This window comes from Nocardia sp. NPDC057455 (genome assembly GCF_042802775.1).
Lineage (GTDB): Bacteria > Actinomycetota > Actinomycetes > Mycobacteriales > Mycobacteriaceae > Nocardia.
In genome coordinates this window covers 15,639-30,826 of record NZ_JBHVDM010000008.1, presented here as the reverse complement: position 1 = coordinate 30,826, position 15,188 = coordinate 15,639, and the positions used below count along the sequence as shown (strand labels likewise).

Here is a 15,188-nt window from a genome sequence, read left to right as displayed (position 1 = left end):
CACCGCGTGTCGGGCGTCGGCATGACCCGAACCGGTTCAGACGAGCAGCTCGCTGGTCGCGTTGTGCGTCGGCGCGGCGAGAACGGTTCCGGTGTGACCCGATTCGGCGATGCGCCCCTGATCGAGGACGAGCAGGCTGGGACAGTACTCGGCGACCAAGGCCATGTCATGGGAGATGACCAGCAGGGCGGTGTCGCGTTCGGCCCGGATCCGGTCCAGCAGTGCCATGATGGCCGCCGCGGTGGCGTGGTCCAGTGCCGAGGTGATCTCGTCGCACAGGAGCACGGCGGGTTCGGCGGCGAGGGCGCGGGCCAGGGCCACCCGCTGACGTTGTCCGCCGGACAGCTCGTGCGGGTAGCGGGCGGCCAGGTCGGCGGACAGCTCGACCGCGGCGAGGAGTTCGGCGACCCGGCGCGCGAGGTCCCCGCGCGTGACGCGCCCGATCCGCCGCAGCGGGCGGCCGAGCGTCTGCGCCACGGTGCGGCGGGGGTTGAGCGCGGAGCGGGGGTTCTGGGTGACCAACTGGATGCCGCCCGCACCGTATCGAACTCGCCTGTTCGCGCCCACGACGATCGGGTTCCCGTGCAACTCCAGTGATCCGGTCGCCGAATGGTGCAACCCCGCGACGACGCGCGCCAAGGTGGTCTTGCCCGCGCCCGACGCGCCGACCACCGCTAGCACCGAACCCGCTTCGAGCACGAAACCGATGTCGGCGAGCACCTGGTGCCCGTCGATCGAGGCGTTGATCCCCTCGGCGCGCAGCACCACGTCCGGCGGCCGATCGGCCGCCGCGACGACAACGGAGGACTTGTGACCGTTGCCCGTCTGCTCTGCTGCCCCACGCGTGCGCAGTGCGGGCTCGGTCACCGCACCGGAGGTTCTCCCTGCTGTAGCGGTCGCCCGAGCCGGAGGCACGGATGCCTGGGGCACCATGCCGAGTTCGACGATGTCGTCGGCGATCGAGTGCACGAGGGCGGTGTCGTGACCGGACAGCAGGATCGCCACCGACCGCTCGCGGGCGAGCGATGCGAGCTGTCCGGCGATGTCGATGCGCAGCGCGCCGTGCAGCCCGGCGAGCGGTTCGTCGAGCACCAGCACGCCGGTGCGGCGGATCAGCGCTCTGGCCAGGGCGACGCGGCGCTGCTGGCCGCCGGAGAGTTCACCGGGGCGGCGGCGCAGATAGTCCCGGGACAGACCGACCAGCGCCAGCGTGTCGGTCAGGGTGGGCTCGGACACGTCCGGAGCGACCTCGCGCAGCAGGGCGCGCACGCGCAGCAGCGGATTCAGCGCCGAACCCGGGTCCTGCCCGACGTAGGCGATATGCCGGCGCCGGAACCGGTGCAGCGCCGGACGATCGAGCGTCAGCACGTCGTGCCCGGCGACCGACGCCGATCCCGTCGCGCGGGCTCGGGCGGACGGCAGCTGCCCGAGCAGGGCGCGCATCACCGTCGTCTTGCCCGACCCGGACGGGCCGGTGAGCGCCGTCACCGTGCCCGCCGGTATCCGGAAGGTCGCGGGACCGGCCAATTCCCGCCCGCTCGGGTCGAGCACCGTCAGGCCGTCGACCACGACGGAATCGGCCCTCGCCTGCCCATCCCCCTCCACCTCGATCGACGGGTGACCGTATTTCGTCGCGTTCACGTTCATTCCCGCTCCCCTCGCCCGAACGCCGACACCGCCAGGTTCACGCTCACCGCGACGATCGCGATCGCGAGGCTCGGGGCCAGCACCGCCCAGGGATTCAGCAACATGCCGGAGGTGTTCTCGCGCACCATGACCGCCCAGTTGGTCGCGCCGAGCGTGGTGGGCAGTTGTAAGAAGGACGCCGTGCTCACTAGATAGACCCCCGCCACGAAACGCAGCCCGAGCTGAGTCGTCGACACCGCGCGCAGATTCGGGATGACCTCCCGGAACACCAGATGCGTCAGCGATTCACCGGCGGCGCGTGCGCTCTCGACATATCCGGATGCCGCGACCCCGGCAGCGGCGGCCGTGAAGATTCGCGCGCAGTAGGGAACGCCGAACAGCAGCGCCAGAACGATCAGCCCCGAGGTGCCCGCGTCCGGCCACGAGGTCAGCACGAGCAGGATGCCCAGCACCGCGGGCAGCAGGATGAACAGGTCGGTGCCCAGTTCGATCCACTCGCCGATCCGCGGGCGCAGCGCCGCGACCGCGCCGAGGACACACGACACCCCGGTAACCGTCACCGCGATCACCGCGGCCACCAGCAGCAATCCCCAACCGCCGTAGAGCAGTTGGCTGAGCACGTCGCGGCCGAGGCGGTCGGTGCCCAGCGGCACGCCCGCACCGGGATCGCCGAACGGGATCCCGATCGCTTCCTCCGCCGGGTGCGGCGCCAGCGTCGGGCCGAGCACCGCCAGCAGGGTGACCAGCAGCGCGGGTGCGACGGTCAGCACGCCGAGCCGTCGCCGAGCCGGGCTCCTGACCTCGGTCGATGGCTTCATCGGCGCCCCCGTAACGACCAGGTGCGGATGCCGTCGGCGGCGGCCAGCATGATCATGATGATCACCCCGGACAGCGCGACCACCGCCGCGACCACCGAGGTGTCCCGATCGGCCACCGAGCCGGCCAGGACCGCGCCGAGACCGGGGTAGTTGAAGACGGTCTCCACCACCAAGGCGCCACCGAGCAGCATCCCCACCGTCGTGGCGAAGCTGGCCACGATGGTCGGCAACGCGAACGGCAGCACGTGCCGAGCCAGCAGCATTCGGGACGAAATCCCATCCAGCATCGCGCTTTCCACATGGGGCGCCAGCGCGGCGTCGGACACGGCGGCGCGCACCACCCTGGTGTTCCACCCGACCTGGGGCAGGGCGAGCGCCAGCACCGGCAGCACCAGCATCTCCGGTCCGGCGGGCAATCCGGAGCGGCCGGTGATGGTGACCGCGGGCAGCCACCCGAGCGCCAGCGCGAACACCAGGATCAGCAGCGTGGAGATCACGAATTCGGGCACCGCCACCGCGGTGGTCGTCGTCGGCTGCAACACGCGCGCGGCCACGCTGCCCGGACGCGTCGCCCACCACGCGCCGAGCGCGAGCGACGCGAGCACGGTCACCGCGAGGGCGAGCCCACCGAGCAGCAGTGTCGGCGGGAATTTGTCGACGAGCAGGTCGTTGACCGGTCGTCCGCGCGCGGTACGCCCGAAATCGCCGGTCGCGACGCCCGATATCCAGTGCCAGAACCGCACCGCCAGAGGGCGGTCCAGTCCCAGTTCGTGTTCTTTGGCCGCGATCTGCTCCGGCGTGGCCTCCCGGCCGAGGACCGCGCGGGCGGTGTTGCCCGGCAGCAGGTCCACGGCGACGAAGACGCAGGCCAGCAGCATCACCAGGAGGATGACGCGCCGGAGCAGCAGTCGCGCGAAGGAGATCACCCGGCCAGCCACGCCTTTTCCAGTTGGACGCGCGCGAAGCCGCCGAGCGTCGGGAGGCCGCGCACCCGGGAGGCGGCGATGTCGATGCCGTCGGCCATGCCCCAGACCAGGTACCCGCCACGCTCGTACTGGATGCGCTGGAGTTCCCTGGCGGCCTGTTGATACTTCTCGTCGCTGTGCGCGGCGAGCGCTTCGGCCGTGGCGGTGTCGAACGCCGCGTCCTTGAACGCGGTCTCGTTGCGATTCGATCCGCCGGCCAGCAACTTGCTCGCGAAGAAGAGCGTGGAATCGTTGGTGCCCCAGGAGATCGTGTACAGCGGCGCCTTCAACCAGGTTTGGTCGTAGAAGGCGTTCGGCTCCTGGGTGACCACGTCCAGACGGACACCGATCTCGGCGAGCTGGGTGGCGATCACCTTCGCCGACTCGACCTCACCGGGCGCCTCGGCCTTGGTGACGAACGGATAGCTGCGCCCGGTGTCGAAATTCGCTTCGCGCAGTAGCGCCTTCGCGCGGTCCACGTCGCGGGTGCGCTGGGCGAGGGAGGTGTCGTAGAGCGGGTCGCCGGTGCCGAGGATGTCGTTGGCCACCGTCCCGTACCCGGAATGCACCTGGTTGACCAGGGCTTTGCGGTCGACACCGAGCCGAAGGGCAGTGCGCACGCGCGCGTCGGCGAACGGCCCGTCGGAGGTGCGCATGGCGACGCCGACCACCGTGTCGTTCGCGCGGCGCACGACCGTCAGGTCACCGCGCCCCTCGGCGGTGCGTCCCGCGATGGCGCCGACGTTCGAGGCCAGGTCGATCTGCCCGCCGAGCACCGCGTTGCCCAGCGCGGTCACGCTTTCGAACATGGTGACCTCGATGGCGTCCAGCAGCGGCGCACCGCCGTGCCACTGCTCGTTGCGCACCAGCCGGGCGTTACCGCCCTGGTAGGACTCCAACCGGAACGGTCCGCTGCCGATCGCCTCGGTGAAATCGCTGCTGTCCTTCCTGACCGTGAATGTCATCAACCGGACAAGCAGCGGCAGTTGACTATTCGGCTCGGGCACTGTGAGGACCACCCGGTTCGGCCCGTCTGCGGTGATGTCCTCCACGGCCACCGGCATCTTCGACGAGCCGCCGACCGTCCGCAGCCTGCGCAGCGACCACACGACGTCCTCGGATGTCACCGGTGACCCGTCGTGGAAGGCCGCGTTCTCGGCCAGGGTGAAGCTCCAGCGCCGCCGATCGGCGTCGGGCTCCCATCGAGTGGCCAGGCGCGGGACGACATTCGGGTTACCGCCCGGCACGGTGAGGGCGTCGTAGATCAGGGAGGTGATCAGGAAGTCGCTGCCGTTGCTGAGATTGGCGTGCGGGTCGCGTTCGATGCGAGCCGCGGTCCCGAGCGCGCCGACCCGCAGTGTGCCGCCGCGCCGCGCAGGGCCGGACGAGCCCGCGTCGTCGGAACAGGCGGCTACCAGCAAGACCGCCCCTAGCCCGAGACTTGACCGCAGCAAATGCCGTCGATTCAAAACCATTGCGCTGCCCTCATTCCTGCACCGAACCCACCGCGGTACCGCCCACCCAGTGTATTGATCAGGACAGGCTAGCCTAATGGTTTGCGCGACTCGCCGATTCCGGCACCGAAACGGCAGCGCAAGGGCGTACCGCCCGCAAACCCCCCGACCGAGGCGCCGACCACCGACCACAGTTATGCGCGCCAGCTATTTTTTTGCCGACTCGCTTAGGTAAGCCTTGCTTCACTCCGACGGTGTGAGTTACCTTCGCATACAGAACGTGACCCCTGCTTTTCGAACCGATGCGAAGAAGGGACTCTTGGTGAAAAGCGTTCTCTCCGAACGTAAGACGCTTCACCCACAAGGCCTCGAACGACGTGAGATGTCCGCGGAGGCGGGACGGGCGGTGCGCGATCTCGCCCGCGAGATATGCGCCACACTCGATCACGAACTCACCGATCCGGCCGCCGCCGCGCGCACCCTCACCGACCCGGCGATCATCGAACGGATCGATGCGGGCGCCGCCGAACTCCCGGCCGAGGTGCGCCATGCCATGCGCCCGCCCGCCACCGCCGCGGGTGCCGCCGTCGTGGGCCGTCTTCCACTGGAGGACAACGAATTCGGGCCCACGCCGCCGAGCTGGCGCGAGGCGGCGCGGTGGAGCGGCGACCCGGTTCGGCGCGCGCGCTCGTTCGAACTCGACTTGGTCATGCTGTTGCTCGCGCGGAGTGCGGGCGAGCCGTTCGGCTGGCAGGGGCAGCAGGACGGCCGGTTGGTCAACAACATCGTCCCCGCGGCCGGTCACGAGCACGAACAGTCCGGCGCCAGCAGCGATGTGCTGCTCAGCCCGCACACCGAGGACGCCTTCCATCCCCGCCGTGCCCACTTACTGATGCTCGGCTGCCTGCGCAACCCGGACCTGGTCGGCACCACCGTCTCGTCGGTGCGCCGGATCGAACTCTCCACCGAGCAGCGCGCACTACTGAGCACTCCCGCCCTGCCGATCCTGCCGGACGTCTCTTACGGCGAAGGGCACGAAACACGCACGGCCGCAGCGGTTCCGACCCTGTGGAGCGCTACGGGCCCCGACCAGCAGACACTGCGTTACGACCCCGCATACACGCCGCTCGCCGAGGCCGACCCGGAATTCCGCGCGGCCTACGAACAACTCGCCGCCGAGCTCGAACGCGTCTGCGTGACCGCCGCGCTCTCCCCCGGCGAGCTGTTGCTGGTGGACAACGACGTCGCCGTGCACGGCCGGGTGCCGTTCACCGCGCGGTACGACGGAACCGACCGGTGGCTCAAGCGAGTGAACATCCGGCTTCCGGAACGTCAGCGGCGGGCCGAGGAAGCCGACGAGAATGGCTACGGGCAACAAATCGTGGCCCCGTTCCGGGCGGCGGCCACCCCGCCGGTCGCGAGCGGCACTCATGAGCGGGATGCAGTACGACATGATCGAGGAACCCTTGAACACGCGTGACCGAAGCACACCCCTGCGGGTGCTGAGCCGCAGCGACCTCGCCGACGTGCCGATCACACCGGCTGCGGTGGTGCGTGCGGTGGAAGAGGCGTATCTCGCCTTCGCGGGAGGTGATTCGGACAACCCGCGCAAACTCAGCGTCGCGAACCCGGACGGCTGGTCGGTCGCCTACGCCATGCTCGGCCGGGACGGACGTAGACGCGTGGTGGCGATGAAGACTTCCTACAAGTTCGACCCGGGCCACGATCGCAGCACCAAGCGGTACTACACCACCATCACGCTCTACGACGACAGCACCGGTGCGCCGATCGCGATGATGGACTGCGCGCGGGTCGGCGCGTTGCGCACGCCAGCGGTGTCGGCGCTGCTGGTGCGCGAGACGATCCGCCGCGGCGCGGAGAGTGTGCTGCTGATCGGCACCGGGACCCAGGGCCGCAACGCCCTGCCGCAGCTGCTCGCCGCCAACCCGCAGCTGCGCAAACTGATGGTCTACGGCACGCACGCCGAGGGGCTGGAAGCCGTGCACCGCGGCCTGGCCGAGCATCATCCGCACGCCCTGCTCGAGACCGTGACCGACCCCCGCGCCGCGGCGGCCACGGCCGATGTCGTGCTGGCCACCGCGGGCCCGGCCACCGAGGTCGCACTCGAATCCGATGACCTGGCACCGGGTTCGGTGGCAGTGCTGGTCGGCTACGGACTCGCGCCCTCTGCTCTGGCCGATGCCGACCGCGTGATCGCGACCAGCGCGGAGCAGATGGCGCTGACCGGCACCGACATGGCGGGACCCGACGGCACGCTGCGCGCGGTGGACGCCGAGCTGCCGCAGATCCTGAATCGCCGTGCGGTCGCTCGCCGCTCCGACGACGAGCGCATCTTCGTCTACAACAGCGGACTGGTGCTGACCGACATCGCGGTGGCCCATGCGCTGGCCGAGCGAGCGATCGCGGAAGGCCGGGGTACGGAGGTGCCGCTGTGGGATTAGCGCACGGAGGCACACGGTGGGACTAGAACATTCGAGTATCGCCGTGCAGCCGGGGCCCGATGCGAACGCGCACGATTCGATCAGCGCGTCACCGATGCCCGCGCATCTCGACCCGTGGGAGCGCCGTCTACTCGCCGACCCGGACCTCCTCGGTGACCTGTCCTTCGCGATGGGCGGCCCGTTCCATGTCATGTATCCGGCGCGGGTCGGCCACAACATTCGGGCCTTCCGCGCCGCTTTCACCCGCGCCGGGGTGCACGGCACGATCTACTACGGCAAGAAGGCGAACAAAGCCGGTTGTGTCGCGCGGGCGTGCGCGGAACACGGCGCCGGCGTCGACGTCGCCAGCGTCGGCGAACTGACCGCCGCGCTGGCACAGGGCGTGCGCGGCGACGAACTCATGGTGACCGGCCCGGCCAAGGCGGACGATCTGTTGTGGCTGGCCGCCCGGCACGGTGCGCTGATCGCCACGGACGATCTCGGGGAACTCGAGCGTCTCGCCGCGCTGACGTCTCCCGGCGAGCCCGCGCGTGTGCTGCTGCGCGTGCTGCCCGCTGCCTCGGCCAGCCGGTTCGGCATGACCTCCGGCGAGATCGAGGACGCGCTGGCGCTGTGCGGCGGCCACGAGTCGATCCGGCTCGAAGGCTTCAGTTTCCATCTGTCCGGCTACGACGCGGTGGCGCGGGCGGAGCTGGCGGGTGAGCTCATCGCCCGCTGTCTGCACGCGCGCACCCTGGGACATCCGGCCACCACCGTGTCGATCGGCGGGGGCTTCGGCGTCGATTACGTTCCGGCGGACGCCGCCTCGGCGTTCACCGCGGGGATGGACAGGCAGTGGTTCCATTCCGGGAAGTCCTTCGATTCGTACTATCCGTACCACTTTCCGGTGCCCGGCGCGGCCATGCTCACACAGATCCTCGCGCACGAGGATCTCGCCGGACGGCTGCGCGACAACGCCGTGCGCCTGGCGATCGAACCGGGACGCGCGCTGCTCGCGCACGCGGGCTGCACCGTCTTCCGCGTGCAGGGCGGCAAGACCAGGCATGCGCACGGCAAGCCCTACCGGTTGCTCACCGTCGACGGCACGAGCCTCAGCCTCTCGGAGCAATGGTTCGACAGCGAGTACCTGCCCGATCCGGTGCTGTGGCCCGCGCGGCCCGGCGCCGTGACGCCGACCAGCGTCGGTGCGGCCAGCTGTCTGGATTCCGACATGCTGAGCTGGCGCCGGGTGCCGCTGCCGCGCCCCGCCGAAGTCGGTGACCTGCTGATCTACCCGAATACGGCGGGATATCAGATGGACTCGAACGAGTCCGCGTTCCACGAACTCCCCATCCCACCGAAAGTCGTGCTGCACGACGCACCCGGCGAGCGCTTCCGCTGGACCCGCGACGGCAGCTGACCCCGACTTCCCCGACCCGAACCAGGAGATATCAATGCCGCTCGTCACGCGCGTGACGGATCTGATCGGTCGCACGCCGCTGTTCGAGCTCGCGGCCACCGCGACGGGCACCCGCCTACTGCTCAAGCTCGAGCAGTTCAACCCGACCGGCGCGGCCAAGATCAGGATGGCGCGCGAAATGGTGCTCGACGCCGAGCGTCGCGGTTTGCTGCGCAGTGGCGGACATATCATCGAATCCACGTCCGGGAACACCGGGCTCGGCCTGGCGGTAGTTGCCGCCGAACGTGGGTATCGCTTCACCGCAGTGGTCGACCATCACGCATGTAAGGACAAACTGCGCGCGATGCGGGCAATGGGTGCGGAACTGGTGTACGTCGCCGACGACGGTGACGACAATCTCGCCACCTCGGCACGGGAAGACCTGGCCGAGGCGATGGCGGCCGAACGCGCCGACGCGTTCTTCACCGAGCAGCACAACAACGACGCCAACGCGGTGGGCTACTACCCGGTGGCGGAGGAATTGCTCGAGGACGTCGAGCGAGTCGACATCCTGCTGTCCGCGGTGGGAACCGGAGGTTCGCTGTTCGGCACCGCGACCCGGCTGCACCAGCTCGGCTGCACGCCCTACGTGATCGGCGTCGAGCCGGTCGGTTCGATCGCCTTCGGCGGGCCGGGCGGCCCGTACTGGCAGTCGGGCACCGGCACCCCGCCGGGCGCCACCATCGGCACCGCCGTCGACTATTCGCTGCTGGACGAGGGGGTGAAGGTCTCCGACGTGGCGGCCTTCGCGACCGCCCGCGCGGTGGCGGCGGAGCTGGGCCTGATGATCGGCGGGTCGGCGGGCGGTTCGGTGCACGCCGGGCTGACCCGGCTCGAGGAGTTCCCGCCGGGCTCCACCGTGGTCACCATCGTGTGCGACGGCGGGGAGAAGTACTTGGACACGGTGTTCGACGACGACTGGATGAGCGAGCGCGACCTGCTCGACGCCGACGCCGAACGCTCGGTCGCGGAGCTGCTGCGGCGCTATACGCCCGCGGCCCGGAACACGCTGGTGCAGGCGCGGTGAGGTCCGGTCGCTCCTACGGCACGACGTTGCGCCCGCGCGGGACTGCGCTCCCGCCTTCTGCGAAGGAGAACCGGTGATCGTGACGAGTTTCCGCGGCGACGGCGGGCGGCTCACCGCGCTCGCGACGCCGATCGCGCTGACCCAGCTGGCCCAGATCACGGTATCCACCACCAACATCGCGCTGATGGGCACGCTCGGTGTGCGGCAGGTGGCCGCGGGCGGCCTGGCGATCGTGCTGTTCAACCAGATCCGCACCATGTGCGTCGGTTTGATCACCGCCAGCGGCAACCAGATCGCCACCGCCGTGAGCGCGGCGGGCAAGCGCGGCGACTCGCCCGATCCGGAGATCCGCGACCTGCTGCGCTCGAGCTTCGCGATCGCCACGGTCGCCGGGCTGCTCGGTGGCGCGGTGCTGATCGGGCTGGGCTGGGTGCTGCCCTGGCTCGGGCAGGACCCGGGCGTGCTCGCCGACGCCCGTCCGCTGCTGGTGGCGCTCGCGCCGGGCCTGCTGCCCTGCCTGTGGTTCCAGGTTCTGCGCCAATACACCGTCGGCATGCAGCGCCCGCAGGCGCTGTTGCTGGTGACACTCGGCTCGGTGGCGCTGAACCTGCTGCTGGCCCTCGGCTTCATCCACGGCAAGGGCGGGCTGCCCGAACTCGGGCTGACCGGTATCGGCGTCGCGACCTCGCTCGTCTTCCTGATCACCTTCGGCGTGTTCTGGGCGATGGTGTGGCGCGACGAGGAACTCGGCCCCACCCTGCCCAAGACGCCACTGCCGGTGCGGCTCGACACCGTGCGCGCCGAACTGAAACTGGGCACGCCGATCGCATTGACCTACGGCTCCGAGGCGGGCATGTTCTCGGTGCTCGCCCTCGTCATGGGCAGCATCGGCCCCGCGGCGCTGGCCGCGCACAACGTCGTCTACCAGATCATCTACATCGTCTTCCAAGTCGCGATCGGCCTGTCGCACGGGGCCTCGATCCTGGTCAGCCACGCGGTCGCGCGGGACGAGCACACGCACGCCCGCGCGCTGGCCTGGCTCGCGCTGCGGCACGCCGCGGTGATCGCGGCGCTGACGGGCGCGGTGTACGTGGTCGCCCCCGATCTGGTGCTGCGCCCCTTCCTGGATTCCTCGGATGCCGACACCATCCGGGTCGCGCACACTCTGCTGCTGATCGGCATCGTGTTGCAGTTCTTCGACGCCGCGCAGAACATCGGCACCGGCTTGCTGCGCGGGCTCAAGGCGACCAACGCGGGCTTCCGGCTCTCGCTGATCGGCTATTGGGGCGTGGGCCTGCCCGTCGCCCTGCTGCTGGCCTACCCGGCCGGTCTCGGTGCGGCAGGTGTCTGGTGGGGCCTCACCGCCGGCCTTGCCACCACCGCCATCCTCATGCTGCGCCGCTACTTCGCGTTGCTGAGCGAGCGGGAACACGACCGGCCCCGCCTGCTCCCGGAATCGCTCACCACACCGAGCTGATCCGGCCGCGAGCGCTCCTTCGCCACCTACGGGGTCGCGGAGGGGCGCTCCCGACCGCAGAAGCCGCCTCGGACCGGACAAGCGGCCGCATGTCAGATGGCAGCTCCTCTTCGGTATCCGGCGCGGTGGTCGGCGGGCGATGTCCCGTCCGCGATGCTGCCCCGGCCCACCGTCGCAGTGCGGAGCACATTCGGGCACGGGTGCCGCCGGTCGGCGGGACGGCTTCGCGAGCCCCTGCCCGCCCCGAGCGCCGATGCGATGGGCCGACTCGGAGCGCCACGCAACAGCCGACTCGGAGCGCCACGCCATCGCCGGCCCCGAACACCCGCGCCATCGCCGATCACGGCGCGGCGATGGGTTCCGGCTGCGGCAGTGTTGATCCCGAGAGGGCTGGATCGCGTTCCGGCCCCGCCAGTCCCGGAGGGCCGGAGTCCGCGCTCGCCGCACTCGGTCTGCCCGACGCCGACGACGAGACGTTGTCGGCCATCGCCAGGCGCGCGACCGTTGCGGGCGAGACGATCCACAACGAACCTTTCCCAGTGGACGCCGCGATGGTGGTGGACGCCCTGCGCACCGCTGACGCACTCGGCCGGTGACCAATCCCACACCGATCGGCGTTTCCCCAGCGTTCGACACCGAAAACTCACCTTCCCGCAAGCGTGTCTTCATCAACCGTCGGGAAACCTGTCCGTAACCGACGCTATCGTGGCGACGGAGCCAAGCCAATGGCGGGCAAACCGCCAGGAGGAGTTCGGTCCGGTGTCCATCACCAGAGTCGCGGAGTATCCGCGTCCGGATCACGTGTTGTTTCACTTCAGCGACACACATCTCATCGCGGGCGACGACCCCCTGTACGGCGATGTCGACGCCGACCTGCGGTTACGACAGTTGCTCGAGCAGGCCGCCGCGAGCCGGATCCGCCCGACCGCGATCGTGTTCACCGGCGACCTCACCGATCGGGGCGAGCCCGCCGCGTACGCCAAGCTGAAGTCGATCGTCGAGCCGTTCGCTAGAAGTTTGCAGACGCCCATCGTGTGGGTGACCGGCAACCACGACGACCGCGCCGCCCTGCGTGCCCGCCTGCTCGGCGAGTACCCCACCACTTCCCCGCTGGATCGAGTGCACCTGATCGACGGGCTGCGCATCGTCGCCCTGGACACCTCGGTGCCCGGGCACCACTACGGCGAGATCGCCGACGAGCAGCTGGAGTGGCTGCGCTCGGTGCTGGCCGAGCCCGCGCCATTCGGCACCGTCCTGGCCATGCACCACCCTCCGGTGCCGTGCGTGGTCGACCTCGCCGTCACCGTGGAACTGCGCGATCAGCGCAGGCTGGCCGACGTGCTCGACGGCAGCGACGTGCGCGCCATCCTGGCGGGGCACCTGCACTTCTCCACCAGCGCGACCTTCGCGGGCATCCCGGTCTCGGTGGCGTCGGCCACCTGCTACAGCCAGGATCTCGGGGTGGCGCAGGGTGGCCTGCGCGGCCGGGACGGCGCGCAGGCCTTCAACTACGTGCACATCTACCCGGACACCGTGGTGCACTCGGTGGTGCCCATCGAACGCGGCCGCACGGTCGGCGCTCCCGCGACGCCGGAGGAGGCGCAGCTGCGACTGGCGGAGGAGGGCATCGTGATCCCGCCCGCCGGGCGCATCCCGCACGTCATGCGGCGCCCTGCGTCGACTCCGGAAGCGGATGACGAGGCGGTGCGCTGATCTTCTCCCAGGGCGCGGGCTCCGGGTAGTACCTGGCCAGGAACTCCGCGACCATGCGCACCCGCTCGGCTTCGCCGACCTCGGGGAAACTGCCGTCGTTGAGGCAGAAGAAGTCGACATCGCGCCGGCGCGCCAGCCCGTCCAGCAAGCGCAGGCCGCCGTAGCTGGTGGTGTCGACGTAGCGCACCTTCGCCACCTCCTGCGGCACCGCGCGCCCGGTCAGCATGGCGTAATAGTGGTACAGCGAATTGGTGACCGAGATGTCGGTGGCCGCCCGGAACCGGCTCGCGCTCGTACGCGCGAATTCCGCGGCGAATTCCTCTTCCATCTCGATGAGCACGCTGCGCCGCAACGGCGCGGGCGTGTGCTCCAGGTGCCGGGTGATGACATAACCGAAACGATCGGCCAGCAGCGCCCGGTTGACCCGCGCGGCGTTCTCGAAACCGCTGCGCCGCTCGTTGTTGCGCCCCGGACCGATCCTGGTGTCCGCTTCGATGAACCGGCTCACGCCGCCCGGCGTGAAGAACATCGACGGACGCACCGGCCGCGCGAAGAACATGTCGTCGTTCGAGTACAGGAAGTGCTCGCTGAGCCCGTCGATGTGCTGCAACTGGCATTCCACCGCGTGCGAGTTGAATACCGGCAAACCGCTGACGTCGCGGAAGTGGTCCACCGCCCGCACCACGGTCACCTTCGGATGCGCGGTAAGCCAGTCCGGCGGCGTGGAGTCGGTCGCGATGAAGATCCTGCGGATCCACGGCGCGTTCTTGTGCACCGACCGCAAGGCGTATTTCAACTCGTCGATCTGCCGGATCCTGGCGTCCGCGTCGTCGCCCTCGCCGACCACGACCTGGGCGAGCATCCCGGCGCGGCGGGCGCGGAATTCCGGATCGGAGCCGTCCACCCAGGAGAACACCAGGTCGATGTCGAAACCGACGTCGCCGGTCTGCGGCGCGAACATGTCCACCAGGGTGGGCCAGGTCCGGTCGAACAGCCGCACCTGCGTGCGCTGGACGTCGGCGACGTCGAAGACCGTCCGAGTCAGCGCGTTCGGGCGCGGACAGGTCACCGTGTCACCGTGGTACTCCCACAGCTCCAGCTCGACGTGATGCGCCGGATCGTGGTCGCGCCCGAGCCGGAAGACGTTGCGCTGCACCTCGGCGAAGGAGAATCCCGCCGACATCGCCGCGGCGGTCACCCGGCGCACCATCGGGCGGTGCGCCGCGTCGGCCGCGAGCACGAGCCGGTGCCCGCTGTCTCGCACGAGCAGAAACGGCACCTCCGCCGCCGCCAGTTCCGCGCGCAGATACCCCAGATCCGCGATCATCGCGGCCGACACGGCGAGGTTGCTCGCCATAGGCCGCGTCACCATTTCCACAGCCCCCGAATCCACCGCTCCCCTGTCCACCATGACTGTCTCCACATCCGTCGATCCACCGGTTTCGATTACGTCCGGGGCACCGCGCCGAGCCGCGAGTCCGCCGATGCGAGACATCGACGATTGAAGACCGCGCCCGGCGCGGTGACATTCAGAAGTGGGGAAGGGAGCCGAAGCGGGCGCGCGAATTGATCACCGGGAATGCAGACGACTGGTAGACCATTTCGTTTTCACCTCACTCACGGCCGGACGCGCTGAGCGTCATGGATGGAAGCGCTGCACTCGTGCGAGGACTCGAAGGACACGGGCGGCAGTCGCGGAGCCGGACAGCCATCGGCCGGCGGAAAAGTGGTCAGCCCAGAAAACACCGGGCACCTCTACGAATGATGCAACGTGTTGCGGATTCCGTCAATCGGCGCAGCTGAACCGCGCGTGTCCCGGCGCTGCCGCGGGCCCCGGCCATCCGCCGGAGGCACAGCACACCTCCGGCTACAATTAGGGTAGCCTCACCATATTCATGTTGGAGAAAGGGTTGCGCAGTGCGTGTCGTCATCCTGTTCGGAACCGAGATGGGTACCGCGGAGTCCGCGGCGGACAGCATCGCCGAGGAGCTCGTCGCCCGCGGAGCCGTCCAGCTCGGCGAACACGCGCGGCACGACGCGTCGACCGAGATCCGCGTCCGGGACATGGCTCGGCAATGGGCCGACGCACTCGACGTCCCCGCGCTGCTCTCGGCCTGACCGGCGCCGCGCACCGGCGGCGGGTCCCCGAAGTGAGGTCCGGACAAAGCACCCAGCGCCAGCACGCAA

The 15,188-nt window shown here is 69.8% G+C and carries 13 protein-coding genes; 8 read left to right on the top strand and 5 right to left on the bottom strand.

Going from position 1 to position 15,188, the window contains the following annotated elements; genetic code table 11:
- Window positions 1-36: 36 nt before the first annotated feature.
- The 4 genes from ACFU5M_RS04980 to ACFU5M_RS04965 are packed head-to-tail and all read right to left on the bottom strand — an operon-like array spanning window position 37 to window position 4,905.
- Window positions 37-1,647: an ABC transporter ATP-binding protein gene (locus ACFU5M_RS04980; protein ID WP_379043850.1), complete on the bottom strand. Its 1,611-nt coding sequence runs from the start codon at window positions 1,645-1,647 to the stop codon at window positions 37-39.
- The gene (locus ACFU5M_RS04975) at window positions 1,644-2,465 is read right to left on the bottom strand and encodes an ABC transporter permease (RefSeq protein WP_379043847.1); all 822 of its coding nucleotides are present in this window, start codon (window positions 2,463-2,465) and stop codon (window positions 1,644-1,646) included. The genes ACFU5M_RS04980 and ACFU5M_RS04975 overlap by 4 nt, the downstream gene beginning before the upstream one ends.
- The gene (locus ACFU5M_RS04970) at window positions 2,462-3,403 is read right to left on the bottom strand and encodes an ABC transporter permease (RefSeq protein ID WP_379043843.1); all 942 of its coding nucleotides are present in this window, start codon (window positions 3,401-3,403) and stop codon (window positions 2,462-2,464) included. Before ACFU5M_RS04970 ends, ACFU5M_RS04975 begins: the two co-directional genes overlap by 4 nt.
- Window positions 3,388-4,905 carry an ABC transporter substrate-binding protein gene (locus ACFU5M_RS04965; protein WP_379043840.1) on the bottom strand — a complete coding sequence of 506 codons (1,518 nt, stop codon included), beginning with the start codon at window positions 4,903-4,905 and terminating at the stop codon, window positions 3,388-3,390. Before ACFU5M_RS04965 ends, ACFU5M_RS04970 begins: the two co-directional genes overlap by 16 nt.
- A 361-nt stretch (window positions 4,906-5,266) precedes the next feature.
- On the opposite strand from ACFU5M_RS04965, the gene ACFU5M_RS04960 reads away from it, so the two are divergent.
- The 7 genes from ACFU5M_RS04960 (at window position 5,267) to ACFU5M_RS04930 (ending at window position 13,001) form a co-directional block, all read left to right on the top strand.
- Entirely contained in the window at window positions 5,267-6,364 is a 1,098-nt protein-coding gene (locus ACFU5M_RS04960) for a TauD/TfdA family dioxygenase (RefSeq protein ID WP_379043837.1), read from the top strand.
- Window positions 6,336-7,346, top strand: coding sequence for an ornithine cyclodeaminase family protein (locus tag ACFU5M_RS04955; protein ID WP_379043834.1), 1,011 nt, complete (start codon window positions 6,336-6,338; stop codon window positions 7,344-7,346). The genes ACFU5M_RS04960 and ACFU5M_RS04955 overlap by 29 nt, the downstream gene beginning before the upstream one ends.
- Before the next feature lie 94 nt (window positions 7,347-7,440).
- Window positions 7,441-8,745, top strand: a complete 1,305-nt coding sequence (locus tag ACFU5M_RS04950) for an alanine racemase (RefSeq protein ID WP_379044103.1) — start codon at window positions 7,441-7,443, stop codon at window positions 8,743-8,745.
- A 34-nt stretch (window positions 8,746-8,779) separates the two neighbouring features.
- On the top strand, window positions 8,780-9,811 hold the full coding sequence (locus tag ACFU5M_RS04945) for a PLP-dependent cysteine synthase family protein (RefSeq protein WP_379043831.1): 1,032 nt from the start codon (window positions 8,780-8,782) through the stop codon (window positions 9,809-9,811).
- A 73-nt stretch (window positions 9,812-9,884) separates the two neighbouring features.
- On the top strand, window positions 9,885-11,288 hold the full coding sequence (locus ACFU5M_RS04940) for an MATE family efflux transporter (RefSeq protein ID WP_379043828.1): 1,404 nt from the start codon (window positions 9,885-9,887) through the stop codon (window positions 11,286-11,288).
- A 353-nt stretch (window positions 11,289-11,641) separates the two neighbouring features.
- Window positions 11,642-11,884, top strand: coding sequence for a hypothetical protein (locus ACFU5M_RS04935; protein WP_379043826.1), 243 nt, complete (start codon window positions 11,642-11,644; stop codon window positions 11,882-11,884).
- Between the two features lie 163 nt (window positions 11,885-12,047).
- A complete protein-coding gene (locus tag ACFU5M_RS04930) occupies window positions 12,048-13,001 on the top strand; it encodes a phosphodiesterase (RefSeq protein ID WP_379043823.1) in 954 nt (317 codons plus the stop codon).
- On the opposite strand, the gene ACFU5M_RS04925 is transcribed toward ACFU5M_RS04930, so the two are convergent.
- Window positions 12,949-14,412: a stealth family protein gene (locus tag ACFU5M_RS04925; RefSeq protein WP_379043820.1), complete on the bottom strand. Its 1,464-nt coding sequence runs from the start codon at window positions 14,410-14,412 to the stop codon at window positions 12,949-12,951. The genes ACFU5M_RS04930 and ACFU5M_RS04925 overlap by 53 nt on opposite strands.
- 506 nt (window positions 14,413-14,918) lie before the next feature.
- On the opposite strand from ACFU5M_RS04925, the gene ACFU5M_RS04920 reads away from it, so the two are divergent.
- Window positions 14,919-15,119 (top strand): hypothetical protein, encoded by a 201-nt coding sequence (locus ACFU5M_RS04920; protein ID WP_379043817.1) that lies wholly within the window; start codon window positions 14,919-14,921, stop codon window positions 15,117-15,119.
- Window positions 15,120-15,188 lie beyond the last annotated feature (69 nt).